The sequence below is a fragment of the Listeria sp. SHR_NRA_18 genome, from assembly GCF_003856515.1.
Taxonomy (GTDB): Bacteria; Bacillota; Bacilli; order Lactobacillales; family Listeriaceae; genus Listeria_A; species Listeria_A newyorkensis.
Map to the genome: position 1 here is coordinate 140,455 of NZ_QPKR01000006.1, position 20,159 is coordinate 160,613.

The following is a 20,159-nucleotide window of genomic DNA, read 5'->3' on the forward strand; positions in this document are numbered from 1 at the left end:
AAAAAGGCGCTGATACAACGTTTATCTGTATTATTTGCTATGTGTTATCTCTTTTATTTCTGAGCATTTTATGATGAGAAATTAAAAATAAGCTGTTTTTTAGTATACAAAAATTGGTTCATCCTTCATTTTTTTCGTCTCTTTTTGCACATCATTTTTTAATTTTCTTTACAATCCCACCTGAATTATGACAGCTAATAACGCCATCTATTTCACTCCGTTAAGTGCTGATATGTAAGGTTATTTAATGCAAAATCGCTGTTTCACCATGCTATAAAATCCTCTTTTTACAATCCTTTTCATCACAATTATGACAAACAGATTAAAAATATATGACAACATCAATTGTGACGTGAATTTGATTATTTGAATCAAAAAAAGGGGTTTTAGATATATATTTATACAAGTGAATAATAAAAAAAGAGGATTATTATACATAAATCCTCTTTTTTCATATGCATTATTCTGATCGTAATGCATCAATTGGGCGTAATTTGGATGCTTTATTTGCTGGTGTAATACCAAAGATAACACCAATGAACATCGAGAATAGGAAGGCACCAATGATGGTTGATGCAGTAATTCCTGATGGTATACCTGCGATAGAGCCAAATGCAAGGGCCCCTGATACACCAATCGCGATTCCAATTAGACCACCGACAACACTAATAACGATAGATTCAATTAAGAACTGGGTTAGGATATCTCGTTTTTTTGCACCTAAGGCTTTGCGGATTCCAATTTCTCTCGTCCGCTCAGATACGGAGACTAACATGATGTTCATGATTCCAATACCACCGACAACAAGCGATATACCTGCAATGGCTCCAAGCGCTGTTGTAAGGGTCGAGCTGATCGTGTCAAACGCATTCAAGATTTCTTGCTGATTTATAACTTGATATGGCGCAGATTCACCGCTTGCTGAATCCGCCGCGTTATAGTCAAAGTGGATAGATAGGCGTGATTCTAACGTGTTAACAACGCGATCTACATCTTCCGCTGTGTCTGTTTCCACATAAAACGTCCGGACATTTGTATCCTTCAACATACGTTGCGCCGCAGTTAGAGGCACAAATACTTGGTCGTCACTAGAACCCATCATCGACGCACCTTTTTCTTTAAGCACACCTACCACTTTATACGGCATACCATTTACGCGGATATATTCTCCTATTGGATTTGAAAAACCGAATAAATCACTTGCTACATTCGGTCCGATGACAGCAATTTTTTGTCCGTACTCGACATCAATCGGTAGCAAGAAGCGTCCTTTATCTAGCTTCAAGCCGCGAGCATCTTTATATTGCTCATTTGTACCGATAAGCTTCAAGTCTTTTGATTTATAGTCAAATGTTGCCTTGACTTGTCCCGAGAGTTCAGGAGAAACGCTTTTGACGCCATCAATATTTTTATATTTCAGGACATCATCGTACGTAAATTTATCGTTAGGATTCGTCGATGTATTCATTACTGTCACCAAGTTCGAGCCCAGGTCTCCCATTTGGCTGTTGACTTGATCCGTTACCCCCTTACCGAGCGATACTAGCAAAATAACCGATGATACCCCGATAATAATTCCTAGCATTGTCAGAAAGGAACGCATCTTACTTGTTTTTAGTTGCTTCCAGGCCATTTTCATACTTTGGCGGATCATTTTGCTACCCCCTCATTGAAAAGTTGACCGTCTTGAATTCGAATCGTTCTCGTTCCGTAATTCGCGATGTCAAGATCATGTGTAATCATTACGATTGTGTTGCCAGCCTGATTCAGCTCTTGCAAGATGCCCATAACTTCTTTACCTGTTTTGGAATCAAGCGCTCCTGTTGGTTCGTCAGCTAGCAAAATTTGCGGGTTAGCCGCAAGCGCACGTGCAATCGCGACACGTTGTTGTTGACCACCAGATAATTGTGTCGGTAAATTACGTTTCTTATCTGTCAGCCCAACTTTGCGAAGACAATCTAGCGCGATTTCCTCTCTTTTTGCAACACCCATACCACCATAAATCAGCGGTAATTCGACGTTCTCAAGCGCCGACAATTTCGTCAATAAATTAAACTGTTGAAAAATAAATCCGATTTTCTTATTACGAATAGCGGACAGTTTGTTATCGTTTAGCGTTGCCACATCGACACCGTCTAAATGATATTCACCCGAATCCGGCACATCTAGGCAACCAATCATGTTCATCAAGGTTGACTTACCAGAGCCAGAAGGTCCGACAATCGCTAAAAATTCGCCTTGTTCAACGGCAAGCGTCACATTGTCCAATGCTTTAAAAGTCTCGCCGCCAAGTGTATATGTTTTTGTTAAATTTCTCATATCAATAAGTGGACTCGTCATGCGATCACCTCCTTGTTTGGTCTAGTTTTTAAAATCCTGGTTGTTGGGATGAGTTCGATTTCGTTGGCAAAATGACTTCATCGCCTTTTTCTAGACCTTTCGTGATCTCCATGTTATCTTCGTTGTGAAGCCCAGTCGTTACGTATTGTTTTACTTCTTTTGTCGTCTCATTTTTCCCTTTTTTAGGAACGAGCACATAATATTTACCGTCATCATTCTTCTGAACTGCTTCGATTGGAACGTATAACGCGTCTGCTTTTTCATCGACTAAAATAGAGGCGTCTGCTGTCATCCCTGATTTCAAATCTGTAGTATCATCAATCGAAATCGTTACTAAGAAAGAAGATACGCCGTTCATCACGGTTCCTTGTTCTGCGATTTCCTTCACTTTACCTGTGTATGTTTTGTCGGGAACAGCCGTCACGGAAATCTTAGCTCCTTGGTCTTCCTTCACGTTTGGCACATCTAATTCGTCCATTTGCACTTGCAACTCTAATTCTTTGTAGTCAGGCGCTTGTTGGTTTTGCGGAACAATAGCCCCCGTTGCTGTTGCGTTGATTTTCATGTCTCCTTGTTTCACTTTTGTCGTCACAAGGTCCTTCGTCGCTGTTGTATCTGATCCTGATTTAGATCCTAAAAATAATACTGCTCCCACTACGATTGCCGCGATAATCACGATGGCAATCAACCATTTAATCCATTTCTTCATGTGTGTTGCTCCTTCCAAATTAAGTAATTGTTTGTTAGCTCCCAGTATGTAGGCAAGCAATGCTAGAAAAAATTCACAAACATAAATATTCACTTACCGAAATGTTCATGCTCCTTCTACAAGTCCCTATTGTAGCATAGATAAAACCAAAACCAGTCATTCGGAGGTCGTATTTATCTGTTCATATTCCATTCATATAAAAAAACTAGAACGCCAAAACAGCATGACTCGCTGCTCCAGATTCTAGTCGTTCCTTATTGATTTGGGTAGTTAAAATAATTGCCTTCTACCACTTCGATTTGTTTCTCTTTGACATCTACATTCTTAATTTTCACTAAGGAAACATAGTCGTCCACCAAACGTTCTTCTGCATACTCTGACTCCACCAAAACACCGATACCGACTAATTTGGCATTGAACTCTTCTAGCAAGTTCTTCATCCCATTAATCGTTCCGCCGGCTTTCATGAAATCGTCCACAATGACAACGTTCGACCCTTCCGGTAAGCTGCGTTTTGACAGCTCCATTTTCTCGATACGCTTGCTCGAACCCGACACGTAGTTAATGCTAACCGTCGAGCCCTCTGTTACTTTACTGTCACGACGCACAATAACAAACGGGACATTCAGGTGTTCCGCCACGGCTTGCGCAATCGGAATACCCTTTGTCGCCACCGTCATAATCGCGTCGATTTTTTGCTTGTTAAATTTCGTCGCTAAAATTTTGCCGATTTGGCTTAGCGTCACGGGCTCACCAAGTAAATCCGATAAGTATAGATAACCACCTGGGAGCAAACGATCAGGCTCAGCGATGCGATTACAGAGCGTCTGAACGAAATCCAGCACATCCGCGTTATCCGCAATCGAAATGTATTTCACGCCACCAGCAGCGCCTGGAACGGTCTCAAGCGTACCGATGCCTCTATCTTCAAATGTTTTCTTTATAATAACCAAATCTTCGCTAATAGATGATTTCGCAGAACTATAACGCTCAGCAAACAAAGTCAGTGGCACAAGTTTTCGTGGATGGCTCAGCAAAAACTGTGTCATATCAATCAAACGTTCACTACGCCGAATTTTCATATTGCTTCTTCTCCTCTTTTTAAAAATAGCTTTTCCAAACATTAGAACCTATTTCGCCCTTTTTGTACGTGTTTAACATCATTATAAAGGCTTTTTAGAGGAAAAGATAGTCATAGCCTGCTACTCAAAATCATCACTCGCTAGATTCCTCTTATTTCATAACCTCTTTAAAACTAACTACTTCGGCTCCAACTGATTTCAACGCTTCCTGCACCTCATCTGATGTTAGGAAAGTCAGCTCTTTGATTCGGTAATCCGTGTACGATGTCAAGCTGAGCAATGTTTCATCGATAAACGCTGGGTGACACATAAATTCCAATGTCTCCGTGTCCTTCTCATGCGCCTTCACGACCTGCTTGACAACATCCGCCGTAATCCCATCCGCATAAAATTGATCAGAAAAACGATCCGTGGTCGGAATGCCAGTATAGTCCGCATCATGCACAGAACGACGCAATCCAACTTGGTACTTTTTCGCTAATTTTTGCAACACAGGTAAAACGATAGGTTCGATTAAATGATGCGTATCAAAATGGGAGATGGTAATGCCGGCTGCGAGAATTTTTTCGATTTGGGCCGTGAACTCACGCTCTACTTCATCAAAATCAATCGCATCCGCAGAACTTCTCAACACGTCTTGCGCGAGGAACTTCCCGGATTCAGCAGTAAGACTCGGAACATCCTTCAAAATCGGGCTACCAAACGTCAGCGTCAAATGCGCCCCGATATCGAGTCCCGGATTTTCTTTCGCTACCTCAGCGCCTAAATCGAACGCCGGTGAATTCGCGAGCATCGTGGTCGATTTTACAACACCATGTTTATACGCTTCCAAAATTCCGTAAACGACACCTTTTGACAAACCAAAATCATCCGCATTAAAAATAACTTTCATCACTTCACGACTCCTTTATCATTTTTCTTCTTGCCAAGGTCTAACTAAGTACACTTCCTCACAGAAGCCACGCAAGCCGTTATAGACGCGTTTCGCTCGAGAGTACTGTTTTACAAGGGCAAACACTGTCGGCCCGCTACCACTCATTAAAGCCGTATCTGCGCCAAACTCCAGCATCTTCTCTTTGATTCGCTTCACTTCTGGATGTTTCGCGAGCGTCACCGTCTCCAGCACGTTCCCAATATTATCACAAATCCCTTCAAAACTGCCATCTCGAATCGCCTGCACCATTCCAGCCGTATTCGGGTGCTCCACTTCGCCAACACGCAAATCACGGTAAACGCCAGGCGTCGAAACACTAATCGAAGGCTTGGCTAACACAATCCAGCAATTCGGCATCATCGGAAGTGGCTCAATAATCTCCCCACGACCAGTCGCAAGCGCCGTTCCACCGTACAAACAAAACGGGATATCCGATCCCAGTTCAGCACCTAAGTCCGCAAGCTCCTCAAGCGTCAACTGCAAATCCCACAGTTGGTTCAACCCCTTGAGCGCTGCAGCCGCGTCACTACTACCACCCGCAAGCCCAGCCGCAACTGGAATACTCTTATCGAGCGTTATCGCTACGCCCTGCTTCACTGAAAAGCGCTCCTTCAAAAGCGCCGCCGCCTGATACACCAGATTCCGCTTATCATCCGGAATAAAGTGCGCCTTCACATCCAGTTTGATGACATCCTTCTCCAACAAAACTAACTGCAGACGATCCGCCAAGTCAATAGTCGTCATCACCATTTCAAGCTCATGATAATTATCTTTTCTCTTATATAGCGCATCCAATGACAAATTAATTTTCGCAGGTGCTTTCACATTTATTTTCATCATTTCTACAGCCTTTCTCAGGGAACATCCATCGTTCACCCCAAAGTAATAAAGTAGGTGATTTTGCCTGACTTCAAATTTGGTCACAGCTCCTCAAATCTTCTTTGTTTATTCTACCATAGCAAAGCCTAAATATGTACTCCAAACTCGAAAAGACTTCTGAGCATACTGTAAAAACAGGAAGACTAGATCCATTTCGAAGCTTACTCAAGATGTGACCAGATAACGCCAATCATTCTTTTTTCGCGTAATACGTACATTCTGCTTTACACAAATCGAGCGCTTGTCGCCGATTTATCCGTTATAGGCTCAACATCCACAGACAATCAAAAAACCAGCCAAAGTTGGCTGGTCTTGAGATATTAGTGATTAAAGTGCTAATTCTTTACTTACATCATCTGTAAAGTCTAATTCCACAGTGTCTGTTAAAATGTCCGTATAACTATAGGATACTCTTTCGAAATTGTTCTCGTCTTGATCTAATTCAACAACAAAAACAGCTGGATAAGTTTCAGCTAAAACGCCACAACGCTCGATTGTTTTCTTACGTCCGCCGTTAGCTTTCAAAGTTAGTCTTGTTCCAAGTCTGGATTCAAGATTTTGTTTGATGCTTGCAATAGTTTTTGACATTTTGTACCCCCACCTCACTAAATTCCATTATAGCACAACGGGGGCTGAAAATCAATAAACAAATATTTTAACAGCGAAATGCCTCTGTGTCAACCACTAAGATCAGCTTTTTATCATTTTTTCGCTATTTTCTCATGAAATTGTCAAGAAAATTACTTAAAGTCGCAAATTCAGGGATGTTAAGCGTTTCACCACGTCGTTTTACATCGATGCCAATTGCCGCGAGTTCGGTCTCTAATTCTTCTTTTTGTGGCTTCAATTCTGGGAAGCGGTTCACTAAATTGTTCCATAATGTTTTCCGACGTTGCGCAAATGCTGAGCGCGTGATATCGAAGAAGAAGGTTTCATCATTCACTTGTGCTGGTGGCTCTGAGCGGCGTTTCAAGTGAATAATCGCTGAGTCGACATTCGGCTGAGGCATAAATACCGTTTTCGGCACGATAAAGGAAAGCTCGGCCTCCATGTAGTACTGTATCGCGATCGACAAGCTTCCATACGCCTTCGTACTCGGTTTTGCTGAAATACGATCCGCGACTTCCTTTTGGAGCATAAAAGTCATGCTGGACACTGGCAAATCCTCGTGAAGCAATTGCAAAATAATCGGTGTTGTTACATAGTATGGCAAGTTCGCGACCACCTTCACAGGATTCGTCCGATCTGGAAGCTTTTCCGTAATCATCACCCCAACATCCACTTTCAAAATGTCTTCGTTCACGACCTCTACATTGTCGTAAGCAGCGAGCGTATCTGGCAAAATCGACATCAAGCGTTGGTCAATCTCAAAAGCCAATACGCGCTTCGATGTACGCGCTAGATGCTCCGTAAGCGCGCCAATACCTGGTCCAATCTCAATAACGTCCGTTTCCTTATCCAGTTCTGCCGTCTCCGTGATTCGTCTCAAAATATTGCTATCAATCAAGAAGTTTTGACCTAGGCTTTTCTTGAATAGAAAATCATATTTTTTAAGGATTTCTTTTGTGCGGCCTGGTGTTGCGATATCTTTACTCATTCGTCTCCTCCTGTACTACTTCGCCCCATGCGGCTTCGAATTGTTCACTCGTAATGCCAAACATGCGTAGTCTCGCTTGCAATTGTTTGCCATTCGTATAACCTATTTTAAGGATTTCTCCTAGCTTTTGTCGTTTCGCTTTGGCACCCGCTCCGCCCATCAAGCCGAGTATCACAAGTCGGTCATAATCGATTTCGCTCGTCTGGACGCGTTCATCGCTTGTATGGAAATGCTCCAGCGCCTCGCGGATAATTTCTGGTGTCGCATGTTCTACTCCTAAACCACGGCCATATTTCGGCAATGCGTCACTGCGTTTAATGAAAGCGTGATGGCATCCTGGAACTGCTGCATCGATTTGCTTTCGAATTTTTTCACCTGGAAAGTCGGGATCGGTCAGTATAATCACGCCGCGTTTTTCTTTTGCATGGCGGATTTTTTCAATGGTCATAGCGGACAAGGCCGAGCCGTTCGTTTCGATTGTGTCTGCGTCCACTGCGCGGTGTATTGCGGTTGTATCGTCTCGCCCCTCGACAACAATGACTTCATGAATCACTAACTTCTCCATACAAAACGTCCCTTCTCTTAATCAGTTCTTCTATCATACCATAAAATTCGAAAAAGCAGAACCCGCAAAAAAAGCAGGAAGAACACCATTTCTGGTATGCTTCCTGCTTTGTATGAATTCTTAATCTAAAATGGTTACCGTAACTTGACGGCGTCCCCATGTGTAACATTGGCTTTCGTCTGCAAAATAAACGTCTACGATATTGCCTTTAATCGCGCCACCAGTATCTCCTGCAATTGCTTCTCCGTAACCTGATACGTAGACTCTAGAGCCTAATGGAATCACGCTTGGATCTACCGCAACTACTTTTAAACCTGGGTTTGCTGTTAAGTTAATACCTGTCGCCGTTGTACCGCCACCTGAATACGCTGTTGATTCCATCGTGAACGTTTTACCGCCTGATGATGGTTTACTGCTTACTTTGGAAGCGCTACTGTTAGAAGATGATGCACTCGATGTTGTAGCTTTTTTAGAAGATTTAGCTGGGGCATTGCTGATTGCAGTTACCACTGGCTCTTCTTTTGTACCACGAACAATGATTTTATCTTCTGGTTTTGCTGTTACTTGTTCTGCAAGGAGTTTGCGTTGTTTTTCTTTACCGTTCTCGATAACAACATCATACTTGGCTACTTTCTCGCCAGCCTTCCCTGGTTGTACTACTTTTTCTTCTCCTTTTTCAAGGGAAGCATCTTCTTTTACTACGGTTTTGAAAGCGACTTTAGATTTCTTTTCGTCGGTTTTCTTGTCTACATATGTAACAACAACCGTCATATTTGGAGTAAGTTTCGCCGTTTTTGCTGGCAATACTTTATCGTGAGCGTCTAATTTAATTTTCTTCTCTGCTAATAAATCTGCTACTGTGTCTTTTGTTGTCCACGTGACTTCTTTTTTCGGTCCATTTTGAATAGCTAGAGCGACAGCGCGGTCGATTTTAACTTCCATGTTTGCTGTTACTTTGTCATTCAATGAAACGTTTAAAGCATCTTGCGGACGTGTCGTAATATTTTCATCCTTCAGTACTTCGGCAACTGTATCTTTTGTTGTCCATACACTTGCTTCTTTACCTTCGTCATTAATTGTCACTTGTTTCGCTGGAATGTAAGCAATCTTCATTCCGTCTTTTACAGCTGTATTTTTGGAATAAGACAATTCGTCATGTTTTCCAATTTTTACACCTTCGTCATTTAATACTTCTCCAACTGTTTTTGCGTGCGTGCTAACTTTTGTAACCTCGCCTGCTTTTACAATCGTGATATCGTTTTTAGTTCCCTCGAAAACGAAATAAAAAACCAAAGCTATGACAATAACAAACGCGCCAATCATAATTGGTAAACGCCATTTTGATTTCTGGCTTGCGTTACTGCTAGTTTCCATGGTCATGTATTTCTCCCCTTTCTAACTTCTGTTGTGATTATATACGGGGGACGAAAGAACTGTCAACGAATTATCAAAAATAGGTGTCTAGACCAAATGCAATGACTTTATCGTTGGTATAGAGCCATTGTAAAACCTTTTCATTACATTCCGTGTCTAATGTGTCAGTTATATTTCAGGGAATTCAGCCTCTAGTCGTAGGCATAATAGCGCGGGTTTTTAAAGATTTCTTAAATTTTATTTTTCGCTTGCTTAAGATTCCGTTACAGAGTTCAGGTATTGTTACAGTTTGATGACGAAAATCAGCTTAATCGGAATAGCCTATTTGCATTTTCTGTTGTGTAGCGGGCGATTTCCTCATATTTCAGTTCTTTTAATTCTGCGACCTTTTCGGCAACAAGCTTGACGTAACTCGGTTCATTTCTTTTACCGCGATTTGGGTGCGGAGCGAGATATGGAGCGTCAGTTTCGATTAAAATCTTGTCTAACGGTACAGATTCTGCTGCAATTTTTGGTAATTTTGCGTTTTTAAAGGTAACTGTGCCGCCGAATGAGATGTAGAAATTCATTGCTAAACACGCTTCCATTACCTCTACGGTTTCGCCAAAACAGTGCATGATTCCGCCAACTTCTGACGCGTTTTCTTCTTGCAAAATACGAACGACATCTTCTGTTGCTTCCCGATTATGAATCACGATTGGAAGTTGTACTTCTTTTGCTAATCTGATTTGCTGACGGAAGACCTCAAACTGAGTTTCTTTTGGTGACGTATCCCAATGATAATCCAATCCCATTTCGCCGAGCGCGACAACTTTCGGATTTTTGGCTAGTTCGCGTAACCATTCTAGTTTTTCTGGAGTAAAAGTGATTGCGTCTGTTGGGTGCCATCCGACAATGAGGTAAATAAAATCATATTTATCGGCAAGTTCCAGCGCGCGATTGATTGTTTCTTCATTAAAACCGACGACCGCCATGCGCGAAACATCATTTTCCTTGGCACGTGTGATAACCTCTTCAAGATCTTCGTTAAATGCGTCATCATTTAAGTGCACATGTGTATCAAAAAGCATTTTTATCCCTCATTTCTTTATTTTTAACGCGTGAATGTCAGCTTTCTTCTATATAATAATACAACTGCTTTTCCTATTTTGTGAATGTGTCGTATTACTATAGAAGAAAGTCGTTTTTTTAGTCGTTTAATCTACCTTTTTAATAACATCGTATGTTGCTGGTGCTTGTTTATTCGCTAAGTAAGATTCGAAAAAAGTGAGGTGAGTTCCTAGGAAACCCACCTCGTTGTTATTATTTCACTTTTGCACCGTTTGGAAGGGCGCTGCTTGCTTCGATGATTTGTAGTTTGCCATCTTTTTCGCCGGATAGAATCATGCCTTCGCTCATTAAACCGCGTAATTTGACTGGTTTTAAATTCGCGACGACAATTACTTTTTTGCCGAGGAGTTCTTCTGGTTCATAGAATTCTGCGATACCTGATAGAACTTGGCGCAGTTTTCCTTCGCCTAGGTCTAATTGGAAGCACAGTAGTTTGTCAGCTTTTTTGACTTTCTCGACTTGCTTTACCTCTCCGACGCGTAAATCGATTTTGTCGAAGTCTTCAATGCCGATTTCTGGTGTTTCAAGCGCAACAACGGTTGGTTCTTCTGCTACTGGCGTTGGGGCTGTTGCTTTCATTTGGTCTTGGATATAGGCTACTTCTTCCGCTGCGTCGAGACGAGGAAATATTGGTGTGCCTTTTGCGACTACTTTTGTGCCTGCTGGAATTTTGCCGTATCCTGTGATCGATGCCCAGTCTTTTAGCGATTCGTCCGTAATGCCTAGTTGCGTGAAAATACCTTCTGGACATTGCGTTAAGAATGGTTTCAACATCACCGCGATGATTCGCAAATTCTCAGCTAGGTGGGTCATAACACTTGCTAGTTCCCCGCGGTTCGCTTCTTCTTTTGCTAGAACCCATGGCGCTGTTTCATCGATGTATTTATTCGTGCGGCTGACAAATGTCCATAGTTGAGAAAGGACCACTGAAAATTGCATCGTTTCCATGTTTGTTTCATATTCTTTCAAAACATTATCTTTAAAAACCTCTAATTCGCCGTCAAAAGGTGTTACATTGCCTTGATAAGCTGGAATTTCACCGTCAAAATATTTATTTATCATCGCAACAGTTCGGTTTAGTAGGTTGCCTAGATCATTTGCTAAATCATAGTTGACGCGATCGACAAAATCTTCTGGCGTGAATAAGCCGTCAGATCCGAATGGAACTTCGCGTAGAAGGTAATAACGCAGCGCATCCAAGCCATAGCGGTCAATCAGCATGTATGGATCGACAACGTTACCTTTAGATTTCGACATTTTGCCGTCTTTCATTAGAATCCAACCGTGCCCGAAAATTTTCTTAGGTAGCGGTAAATCAAGCGCCATCAGGATAATCGGCCAATAAATCGTATGGAAGCGCACAATCTCTTTTCCGATGATATGCACGTCTGCCGGCCAGTATTTGTTGAAATTCGCATCGTCTTCTGAACCATAGCCAAGCGCGGTTATGTAGTTAGAAAGCGCATCAATCCACACATAAACAACATGTTTCGCGTCTCCTGGAACCTTAATTCCCCAATCAAAAGTCGTTCTGGAAACAGCCAAATCTTCTAAGCCTGGTTTGATGAAATTGTTAATCATCTCGTTTTTGCGCGATTCTGGTAGGATGAATTCTGGATTGTCATTATAGTAAGCGAGCAAACGATCGGCGTACTTACTCATGCGGAAGAAATACGATTCTTCTTTCACGAGCTCGACTTCATTGCCGCTCGGTGCTTTTCCGCCAATAACTTTGCCATTTTCGTCGCGGTACACTTCTTCTAGTTGGGTTTCTGTGAAATATTCTTCATCTGAAACGGAATACCAACCTTCATATTGCCCAAGATAAATATCGCCTTGATCCAGCAGTTGTTGAAAAATTTTCGCGACGCCGTCTTTATGACGCGGTTCTGTCGTCCGAATAAAATCCGTGTTGGTAATCTCGAGTTTCTCCCATAAATCTCGGAATCCTGCCGCGATATCGTCCACATAGCTTTGCGGTGAAATATTTTGTTCCTCGGCTTTTTGTTGGATTTTTTGGCCGTGTTCGTCTGTTCCCGTTAAATAGAAAACGTCGAATCCTCGTAAACGCTTGTAACGCGCCATTGCGTCTCCTGCAACCGTTGTATAAGCATGCCCAATATGAGCCTTTCCACTTGGATAATAAATCGGAGTCGTAATATAAAATGTATTATTCTCTTTTGGCAATCTAATCCTCTCCCATTCCTCTGCCGAAAATCAGTTTTTCCGGTGTTAAATTCACAATTACCTTCTATTATATCATTTTCTACGCAAAACAAAATACCGCAAGCCCGAAAAATTTGAAAAAGACAGCACAGAATGTTATCCCGTACTGCCAAATTTCACTATTTTGTGAGACCAATCATGAAACCACCGGCACTGACTAGAATAATTCCGATGATAACTAAGATAAGTTCGCGTTTCGTTTTTTTCTCGCCTAGAAGGAGAATTCCGCCTAGCGTTGAAATGACGACGCCCATTTGCGAAAGTGAAAAGCTAATCGCGACGCCAATCACCGTGTTAGAAATAAGTAACGCTAAATTCCCGATACTCCAAATTAAACCTGGAATAATGCTGAGCCATGTTTCTTTTAAAAAGAAGGTTTTGCGATCTTTAAACGAGAACACAACAGCCGCGACGACCATCCCAACAGCCTGCGGTAGAATCGCTTCCCAACCGCTGATATCGAATGCTTTTAGAATGACAACATAGGCGACGTAGCCAAGCGAAGAAACAATAAGCGCGACCATGCCTTGCTTCATATTGCTGCCTTTCGATTTATGCTGCTGATAGGATGTTAGCGAAATCCCGACGATAATGAAGAATAACGCCGAAAATCCAAGTACTAGTTTTGCCGTCGTTCCCCATTCTTGAAATACGAATACACCAAACAGCGAAGTCCCAACGAGTTGCATCCCGGTTGATAGCGGCATCGCTTTGGAAACACCAATATGCGTAAATGCGCGGAATTGGTTCAGTTGCCCAACGGTCCAGAAAATCCCCGATACAAAGCTCACCAATAAAATCGTGACGGTAAATTGTGGCGTAGAATGGAAATACATCCCAATCGCAAAAATAAGCGCACCGAACGTTACCCCGAGCGTTTGTTGATATGGCTTCCCACCAATTTTTGAAACAATGAGTGGCATTATCCCCCACATCACTGCTGGAATGAGCGCAATTAAAATATCCATCAAAAAACTCCTCTCAAATCTGTAAAATCATCCATCTAAGCTAAAGAAGCAAAATTTGCAATTGTAGAACTTTTATATCACAAATAGCGCCCCAACTAGGTTTATACCCTTTTTTTGAAACGATAATCATTTTTTTTGTATTTATTGATATTTTCGTCTAGCTTTTCTAGGAAATTCTTGGTATTATAGGTAATAGACCAAAGAGTTAGGAGGTAAGAATATGAAATCTACAGGTATGGTAAGAAAAATTGACGAACTAGGACGTATCGTAATCCCAGTTGAAATCCGTCGTAACCTAGGCGTTGCTGTTAAAGATGCTTTAGAAATTTACATCAATGAAGATGAAATTATCCTAAAGAAATATACAGCTAGCAACCTTTGTGACATCACTGGTGAATTTTCCGATCAAAACAAACAAGTTGTTGACGGTAAATTAACACTTAGCCGTGATGGAGCTGAGAAATTAGTAGCTGACATCCGTCGTCAATTCGGCGATGATATCTAAGACTACAATTAAAGAAAGTATCCTATTTGAAAGCTTGCTAGCCTCAAATAGGATGCTTTTTTGTTGTGGCTCTTATGAAGCGTACTTTGCTGAATTAGAGCCTCAATATGAGTACGAACGAGTGAGTATTCGTTCCTTTCTTGGGGTTGAGCCTACTTACTAGTAAATCGGCGGCAAGCGTTCGCATTTGTTTAAAGCAGGGTGTAGATGATACGCAAAAAGATAAAAACTTAAAGACTTAAAGACTTAAAGACTTAATAGATCATAGCTTACTTTTCTATCACCACGAATGAGGTTAGTTTGGAGATTTTGGCGTCTGGTTTGTTGCTTTGGAAGGTGAAGATGTCGGAGAAGTAGACGTGTTTGCCTTTTTTGTTTGTGACGGTTCCGTGAGCGGAGCCTTCTTTGCCGTGGCTTAGCAGGGATTGGACTTCGAGTGCGCTGACTTCTTGGAGGTTCGCGATTAGTTCTGCGATGAATTCGTCTCGGCCTTTGATTTGGAATTCGCCTGGTACTGTCCACACGAACGATGCTTCTAATACGTTTTCGAGTGCTGTTCTGTCGCCTGACGCGGATGCTATAAGGTAGTCTCGGATGATGCGTTTTTTTGGTGCGTTGTCGCAGTTGAAGTCGCAGAATACCGCGAAGTCTACGCCGGACGTTGTGCTTTCTGTTGATGTTTCATTGAATGCTAAGCCTCGATCTGCCAGTGCTTCTTTTAAAATTCCAATTGCTTTTGGTCCGACGCCGTGTATTTTTAATAGCGTTTTTTCGTCGTGTGCCGCGACTTGTTCGAGTGTTGTTATCTCTAATAATTCCAAAGCGTTTGTTGCTGGTTTGCCAATATTGGGCAGTTTCGTCATATCGAATTCCTCCTTTTCTATTACCGTTATTATACCAAAAAAAGACCCGCGTGATGACGAGTCCAGTTTATTATAATTCGTGATAGGCTTGGTAAACTTCGCGTTTTGGGAGTTGGCGGGTTTTCATGACTTGTTTGATCGCTTCCTTGGAGGAGACCGATTCTTCGTCCATGACTTTTTCGACATGTTCCTTGATTGGTATTGTCGCCCACCAAATTTCTTCGTCCTCGCTCGGTGCGCCTTCATTTCCTTCTACGATGACGCAAAATTCACCGCGGATTTCGGTTTCTTTTGCCCATTCTAGCGCTTCTTCCACCGTTCCACGTAAAAATTCTTCGTACTTCTTCGTCAATTCGCGACATAATACAATTTTGCGGGTGCTTCCGAGTATTTTGTTCATCACTTTTAAAACTTCTTTCAAGCGGTGTGGCGATTCGTAAATGATCCACGTTTCTTCGCGAAGATTCAGCTGGTTCAATGCTTCTTCGCGGTCTTTGTTGCTTCGCGGCAAGAAACCGTAAAAGAAGAACGGTTGTGGCGCGAGGCCTGATGCGATGAGGGCGGTAAGCGCTGCATTCGCGCCTGGTAGTGGCACAACGGTGATTCCAGCTTCAATCGCGGCGCCTACCAATTCGTAGCCTGGGTCGGATATCGACGGCATGCCTGCATCGCTCACGACGGCAATCGTGGTTCCTGCCTCCAATTTTTCGATGAGCTCCTCTTGGCGGGTCGTTTTGTTATGTTCGTGATAGCTCACCATTTTTGTATGTATATCGAAATGGTTGAGTAGCTTGATCGTGTTTCGCGTGTCTTCCGCCGCGATTAAATCCGCTTCTTGCAAAATTCGAATCGCGCGCATCGTCATGTCTTCTAGGTTGCCAATCGGTGTTGGGACTAAGTATAACGTGCCCTTCGCGTCACCTGATTCTGCAAAGCTTTTCTGGCTTTTCATAGTGTGTCGCCCTCCTTCTTTTCTCGTAAATAGTGATCCTTATCTTTGCGTACTAGTTTCTTAAAAGCGGCTTCGGCTTTCGTTGCCTCGGATCGCGTCTCGAAGCATTCGGAATGGATGACTCGAACTGGGCGTCGATTTCGGGTGTATTTGCAGCGAATCCCAGCGTTATGTTCGGCTTCGCGACGCGCCACATCGGTGGTGTAGCCGCCATAATAGGAGCCATCTTTGCATGCCAATACGTAGAAATAATGCGTGTCACTCTTCGCCATAAAGCAACTCCCTCACTTGTTTCGTGTACTCGCCGTCTGCATTTTGCACGATGATTGGCGGCAAATATTTCACGCCTGGCTTCGCGCCTTTCATGCCCTCGATTAGAATCGTATTCGCTTCTCGTTCCAAACGCGGATGCACAAACTGGACGCGTTTCGGTTCCAAACCATATTCCCGCATGATATCAATGATTTCCAGCAGGCGCTCTGGACGATGAACAAAACTCGCCTTGCCGCCCTGTTTTAGCAAATCCGCCGAGACTTGAATCGTATCGCGCAACGTGCAATGTACTTCATGACGCGCAATTCGCAAATGTTCATTTTCATTTTTGATGCTGGTCGATTCAAGCGCAAAATACGGCGGATTGCAGATGACGAAGCTATTTTTTCCTTTTCCAAGAATCGGCACAACCTCACGTAAATCTTGTTGCAAAATTTCAATCTGATTCTCGAGTTCGTTGTATTCAATGCTACGCCGCGCCATATCCGCCAATCGTTCCTGAATCTCTATACCAATAATTGGCACTTTTGTTCTCGAGCTAATCAACAACGGAATAATGCCATTGCCGCTACACAAATCAATAATCCGCCCACCCTTTTGATAAGGTATGTAGCTAAATCTTGCGAGCAATACTGCATCTAGCGAAAAAGAAAATACAGACGGACTCTGAATAATTCGCAAGTTCTCCGCCAATAAATGATCTAGCCTCTCATCTCCAACTAACATCCAAACCTCTCCCTAAAAAAATGGCTCTCTCTACGAAAGAGAAAGCCGCGTTTTATTTCTTATTCAATAACGACATACAGAAAAGACAATCTTCATCGTTTCCGCGCGGGCTTCCGAAATGCACGTTGCAAATATGGAAACCTTCTTTATACAGTTTGACTAAATTATCATACCCTTCGCCAACTTCTATCATCTGGCGCATCGCTTCTTTGCGAGCTGGAGCCATCGCGCCCAACTCTTTTTCGGCGGGGATTGTGCTCACATGTTGCTTGCCGTCGAGTTCTTCCAAACGGCGACGCAAATGTTCGTTTTCTAGGTTCAGACGGTTGTTTTCTTCCAACATATCGCCTAGATTTTGCTTCAGGTCGCCAAGTTGTTGGTATAACTCGCCGATTTGTTCTTCCATATTGCTGACTGAGTCAAAAAGTGCTTTTTTATCCATATGGGCTCACCTCAGGACTTCGCGGGTTCTTTTGAAAAAGCATTAAAGGGGCGTAATTCTTCTAATGCATATTCAATGACCGCGTCTTGATCTGGTAGTCTGACTTGCATAATTCGACCGAGTAGGTTAATGCCCACTACACGTGCCTTGCCATCAGGTGTCACAACATGTTGACCGACATCAGGCATTTCTTTCTTCGCTGTTTCGTATTCATCATTCTCATATTTCAAACAACACATTAAACGACCGCAAAGTCCAGAAATCTTCGTCGGATTGAGCGATAAATTCTGGTCTTTTGCCATCTTGATTGAAACTGGTTCAAAATCACCTAAAAAGGTCGAGCAACACAGCATCCGGCCACACGGGCCAATTCCGCCGAGCAATTTCGCTTCATCGCGGACACCGATTTGGCGTAATTCAATCCGCGTACGGAAAATCGACGCTAAATCTTTCACGAGTTCGCGGAAATCGACGCGCCCTTCTGCGGTAAAGTAAAAGATGATTTTATTGCGATCAAATGTATAATCGACGTCGACTAGATTCATCTCGATTTTGTGTTCTTGAATTTTCTCGTCACAGAGTAAAAATGCGCGCTGACAAGAGGCCGCATTTTCTTCGACACATTTATAATCTGCGTCTGTCGCAACACGTAGCACTCGTTTTAGAGGCATAACAACATCCTCTTCATCGACTTCGCGCGGTGCGATAACCGCTTTTCCGAACTCAATTCCTTGTGCATTTTCGACAATCACGCCTTGACCCTCGACAATTTTGAGTTTCTCAGGCGAAAAATAATATATTTTACCGGCTTCCTTAAAACGAACGCCTACAACTTTTGGCAATTGGACTACCTCCCTTGAATTTTCAATACGAGTTGCTCCATTAGTAGCTGGGTATTCATGTTGGAATCTAGTTTGCGCTTAGCTCCAAGTATGATTTCCATTTCAGCAGTCGTATCTGTGAGTGATTTCCGCAATATATCCTGCTTTAACATCGATGCTTGCTCCATGCAGATTGGACGATAATCGTCGTTTAGCGATAAATGTAAGCGGTCGCGATAGAGTAATAGCAACAACTCTAGGCCTAAATGCAGCTGTGTTTTATCCTTGAAAACGGGCATCCATGATTCTTGAATAAGCAAAATGGGATCCACACCTTGATGATGCAATCCTTCATAGAGCTTCACCGTCACGTTGCGCGCTTCGGCAAACCATTCATCCTCGTTCCAAGTAGCGGCTTGTTCCGCATTTCCAGCGACACTCGCCAATACACGGGCTTTCTGCTCTAAAATGCCTTGCGCTATCAAATCGCTAACAAAGGCCTCGAACGGCAAAGCTCGAAAGCTCACCGGTTGTAGCCGCGATTGGATTGTTGGCAAGATTTGCTGTGGATTCGCGGTCAAGAATAAAATTAACATGCCGCCATCCGGTTCTTCTATAAATTTAAGCAAAGAATTGGCAGATTGCACCGTCATTTTATCCGCGCTGTCGATAATCAAAACCTTGCGATCCGACTCCATACCGCGCTTAGACAGTTCCTGCTTCAATTCCCGTACTTGATCAATTTTGATACTGTTGCCATCTGGTTCTAGCCAATGAACGTCAGGGTGGTTATCGTTTTCGATTCGCAGACAATTATTGCACGTCCCACAAGCCAACTCGTCATTACTTTTCTCCAAGCAAAAACGGGTCTGGGAAAGCCATTTGGCAGTGCGTTTCTTACCAGTTCCACGCGCGCCTTCTAGCAAATAACCATGCGCCAATCGGTCTGTCAGAATACTTTTGATGAACAGTTGCATCGCGATTGGTTGCATCGCTAGCAGATCAGCTTGTCGTCCCACGAAAAAACCCCTCCAATCATTTCTCTACATTATAACATGACGGGCAGGGTTATGGCGCAGATTTTGCCAAAAAAATTACGTTAAAATTCTTCCCCGCGCATGATGGCGAGAACGCGCGTATTTGGGAGGTATCGCTTGATTTCGCGTAGTTTGGCGTACGTATCCAAGTCGTTCGTGTACTCCGCGAGCTGCATCGCGACCGCGCTACTTCTGCTCACACCGGCATTACAGTGCACAACAATTTGGCTGATATCGTCAAATTGGTCAACAAAATCGTGAATAATCGCGGCATGTTTCTTATTGAAAAGAAGCATTTCATCGGATTCTTTCTTGCTGAGTCCCCAATAATCGTCTTCTTCATTGATATCATTGAACTGAATCTCTAGAATCCCTTGATACTTTCCTGGGTCTTTTATCGGCGCAAACGCTTTATCTTTATCAGCAATACGAATCATGATTGGCGTTTTTCCAATCGGATCAAAAGACGTCGCGATTACTTCGGGTAAGGCGATGATGGGCAATGTATATGGATCAAAGTCAATTTGGCGACGTTTCTCGTTAATATAATTAGCCACTATTCTCACTCTCCTCATAAAATCAAGCAGCTTTTCCTACTCTTTCATTCTAGCATTTATTCGCGAAATTCCCTACCGTTAACGCCTTATTTTGTGCACCTTTTCACTTTGTTCGAAACAGACAAACCATTTCAAAAGTTTATGTAAAACGTCTAAGGAAATACATTTCGGGGCGTGCTATATTTAACATATTAGGAGA

At 42.7% G+C, this 20,159-nt stretch carries 22 protein-coding genes; 1 reads left to right on the top strand and 21 read right to left on the bottom strand.

The features are described 5' to 3' along the window. Positions 1-460: 460 nt before the first annotated feature. From DUK53_RS10600 to DUK53_RS10660, 13 genes are all read right to left on the bottom strand, one after another. Positions 461-1,654, bottom strand: coding sequence for an ABC transporter permease (locus DUK53_RS10600; RefSeq protein WP_036131957.1), 1,194 nt, complete (start codon positions 1,652-1,654; stop codon positions 461-463). Beyond that, positions 1,651-2,340 carry an ABC transporter ATP-binding protein gene (locus DUK53_RS10605; RefSeq protein ID WP_036094628.1) on the bottom strand — a complete coding sequence of 230 codons (690 nt, stop codon included), beginning with the start codon at positions 2,338-2,340 and terminating at the stop codon, positions 1,651-1,653. Before DUK53_RS10605 ends, DUK53_RS10600 begins: the two co-directional genes overlap by 4 nt. 28 nt (positions 2,341-2,368) lie before the next feature. Then, positions 2,369-3,049, bottom strand: coding sequence for an efflux RND transporter periplasmic adaptor subunit (locus DUK53_RS10610; RefSeq protein ID WP_036094629.1), 681 nt, complete (start codon positions 3,047-3,049; stop codon positions 2,369-2,371). 254 nt (positions 3,050-3,303) lie between these two features. Further along, positions 3,304-4,131: a pur operon repressor gene (gene purR, locus DUK53_RS10615; RefSeq protein ID WP_036094630.1), complete on the bottom strand. Its 828-nt coding sequence runs from the start codon at positions 4,129-4,131 to the stop codon at positions 3,304-3,306. Between the two features lie 151 nt (positions 4,132-4,282). Beyond that, the gene (gene chbG / locus DUK53_RS10620; protein WP_036094631.1) at positions 4,283-5,023 is read right to left on the bottom strand and encodes a chitin disaccharide deacetylase; all 741 of its coding nucleotides are present in this window, start codon (positions 5,021-5,023) and stop codon (positions 4,283-4,285) included. Between the two features lie 18 nt (positions 5,024-5,041). Further along, the gene (gene ispE / locus DUK53_RS10625; RefSeq protein ID WP_036094677.1) at positions 5,042-5,902 is read right to left on the bottom strand and encodes a 4-(cytidine 5'-diphospho)-2-C-methyl-D-erythritol kinase; all 861 of its coding nucleotides are present in this window, start codon (positions 5,900-5,902) and stop codon (positions 5,042-5,044) included. A 369-nt stretch (positions 5,903-6,271) separates the two neighbouring features. Then, entirely contained in the window at positions 6,272-6,532 is a 261-nt protein-coding gene (veg, locus tag DUK53_RS10630; protein ID WP_036060632.1) for a biofilm formation stimulator Veg, read from the bottom strand. A gap of 124 nt (positions 6,533-6,656) precedes the next feature. Then, on the bottom strand, positions 6,657-7,541 hold the full coding sequence (rsmA, locus tag DUK53_RS10635; RefSeq protein WP_036094632.1) for a 16S rRNA (adenine(1518)-N(6)/adenine(1519)-N(6))-dimethyltransferase RsmA: 885 nt from the start codon (positions 7,539-7,541) through the stop codon (positions 6,657-6,659). Continuing rightward, positions 7,534-8,106 (bottom strand): ribonuclease M5, encoded by a 573-nt coding sequence (gene rnmV / locus DUK53_RS10640; RefSeq protein ID WP_036094633.1) that lies wholly within the window; start codon positions 8,104-8,106, stop codon positions 7,534-7,536. Before rnmV ends, rsmA begins: the two co-directional genes overlap by 8 nt. Positions 8,107-8,226: 120 nt before the next feature. Continuing rightward, complete coding sequence (locus DUK53_RS10645) at positions 8,227-9,486, bottom strand: G5 and 3D domain-containing protein (protein WP_036094634.1); 1,260 nt, start codon at positions 9,484-9,486, stop codon at positions 8,227-8,229. Between the two features lie 296 nt (positions 9,487-9,782). Continuing rightward, positions 9,783-10,550 (bottom strand): TatD family hydrolase, encoded by a 768-nt coding sequence (locus DUK53_RS10650; protein WP_036094635.1) that lies wholly within the window; start codon positions 10,548-10,550, stop codon positions 9,783-9,785. A 232-nt stretch (positions 10,551-10,782) separates the two neighbouring features. Then, positions 10,783-12,777 carry a methionine--tRNA ligase gene (metG, locus tag DUK53_RS10655; protein ID WP_036094636.1) on the bottom strand — a complete coding sequence of 665 codons (1,995 nt, stop codon included), beginning with the start codon at positions 12,775-12,777 and terminating at the stop codon, positions 10,783-10,785. Positions 12,778-12,935: 158 nt separating this feature from the next. Next, positions 12,936-13,784 carry a GRP family sugar transporter gene (locus DUK53_RS10660; RefSeq protein WP_036131959.1) on the bottom strand — a complete coding sequence of 283 codons (849 nt, stop codon included), beginning with the start codon at positions 13,782-13,784 and terminating at the stop codon, positions 12,936-12,938. Between the two features lie 220 nt (positions 13,785-14,004). Between DUK53_RS10660 and DUK53_RS10665 the strand changes: the two genes are divergently transcribed. After that, positions 14,005-14,289 (top strand): AbrB/MazE/SpoVT family DNA-binding domain-containing protein, encoded by a 285-nt coding sequence (locus DUK53_RS10665; protein ID WP_036060638.1) that lies wholly within the window; start codon positions 14,005-14,007, stop codon positions 14,287-14,289. Positions 14,290-14,558: 269 nt separating this feature from the next. On the opposite strand, the gene DUK53_RS10670 is transcribed toward DUK53_RS10665, so the two are convergent. The 8 genes from DUK53_RS10670 to DUK53_RS10705 all read right to left on the bottom strand — a co-directional run bounded on the left by DUK53_RS10670 (position 14,559) and on the right by DUK53_RS10705 (position 19,960). Next, positions 14,559-15,152, bottom strand: coding sequence for a DNA-binding protein (locus DUK53_RS10670; RefSeq protein ID WP_036131961.1), 594 nt, complete (start codon positions 15,150-15,152; stop codon positions 14,559-14,561). A 70-nt stretch (positions 15,153-15,222) separates the two neighbouring features. Continuing rightward, positions 15,223-16,104, bottom strand: a complete 882-nt coding sequence (gene rsmI / locus DUK53_RS10675; RefSeq protein WP_036131962.1) for a 16S rRNA (cytidine(1402)-2'-O)-methyltransferase — start codon at positions 16,102-16,104, stop codon at positions 15,223-15,225. Then, positions 16,101-16,376: a GIY-YIG nuclease family protein gene (locus DUK53_RS10680; protein ID WP_036094640.1), complete on the bottom strand. Its 276-nt coding sequence runs from the start codon at positions 16,374-16,376 to the stop codon at positions 16,101-16,103. The genes rsmI and DUK53_RS10680 overlap by 4 nt, the downstream gene beginning before the upstream one ends. Then, a complete protein-coding gene (locus tag DUK53_RS10685; protein WP_036094641.1) occupies positions 16,363-17,103 on the bottom strand; it encodes a tRNA1(Val) (adenine(37)-N6)-methyltransferase in 741 nt (246 codons plus the stop codon). Before DUK53_RS10685 ends, DUK53_RS10680 begins: the two co-directional genes overlap by 14 nt. Before the next feature lie 52 nt (positions 17,104-17,155). Beyond that, positions 17,156-17,545, bottom strand: a complete 390-nt coding sequence (yabA, locus tag DUK53_RS10690; RefSeq protein ID WP_036082139.1) for a DNA replication initiation control protein YabA — start codon at positions 17,543-17,545, stop codon at positions 17,156-17,158. Between the two features lie 11 nt (positions 17,546-17,556). Beyond that, complete coding sequence (locus DUK53_RS10695) at positions 17,557-18,387, bottom strand: PSP1 domain-containing protein (RefSeq protein WP_036094642.1); 831 nt, start codon at positions 18,385-18,387, stop codon at positions 17,557-17,559. A 5-nt stretch (positions 18,388-18,392) separates the two neighbouring features. Next, positions 18,393-19,385: a DNA polymerase III subunit delta' gene (gene holB, locus DUK53_RS10700; RefSeq protein ID WP_036131964.1), complete on the bottom strand. Its 993-nt coding sequence runs from the start codon at positions 19,383-19,385 to the stop codon at positions 18,393-18,395. 80 nt (positions 19,386-19,465) lie between these two features. Continuing rightward, positions 19,466-19,960 (bottom strand): dual specificity protein phosphatase family protein, encoded by a 495-nt coding sequence (locus DUK53_RS10705; protein WP_036094644.1) that lies wholly within the window; start codon positions 19,958-19,960, stop codon positions 19,466-19,468. Positions 19,961-20,159: the final 199 nt, after the last annotated feature.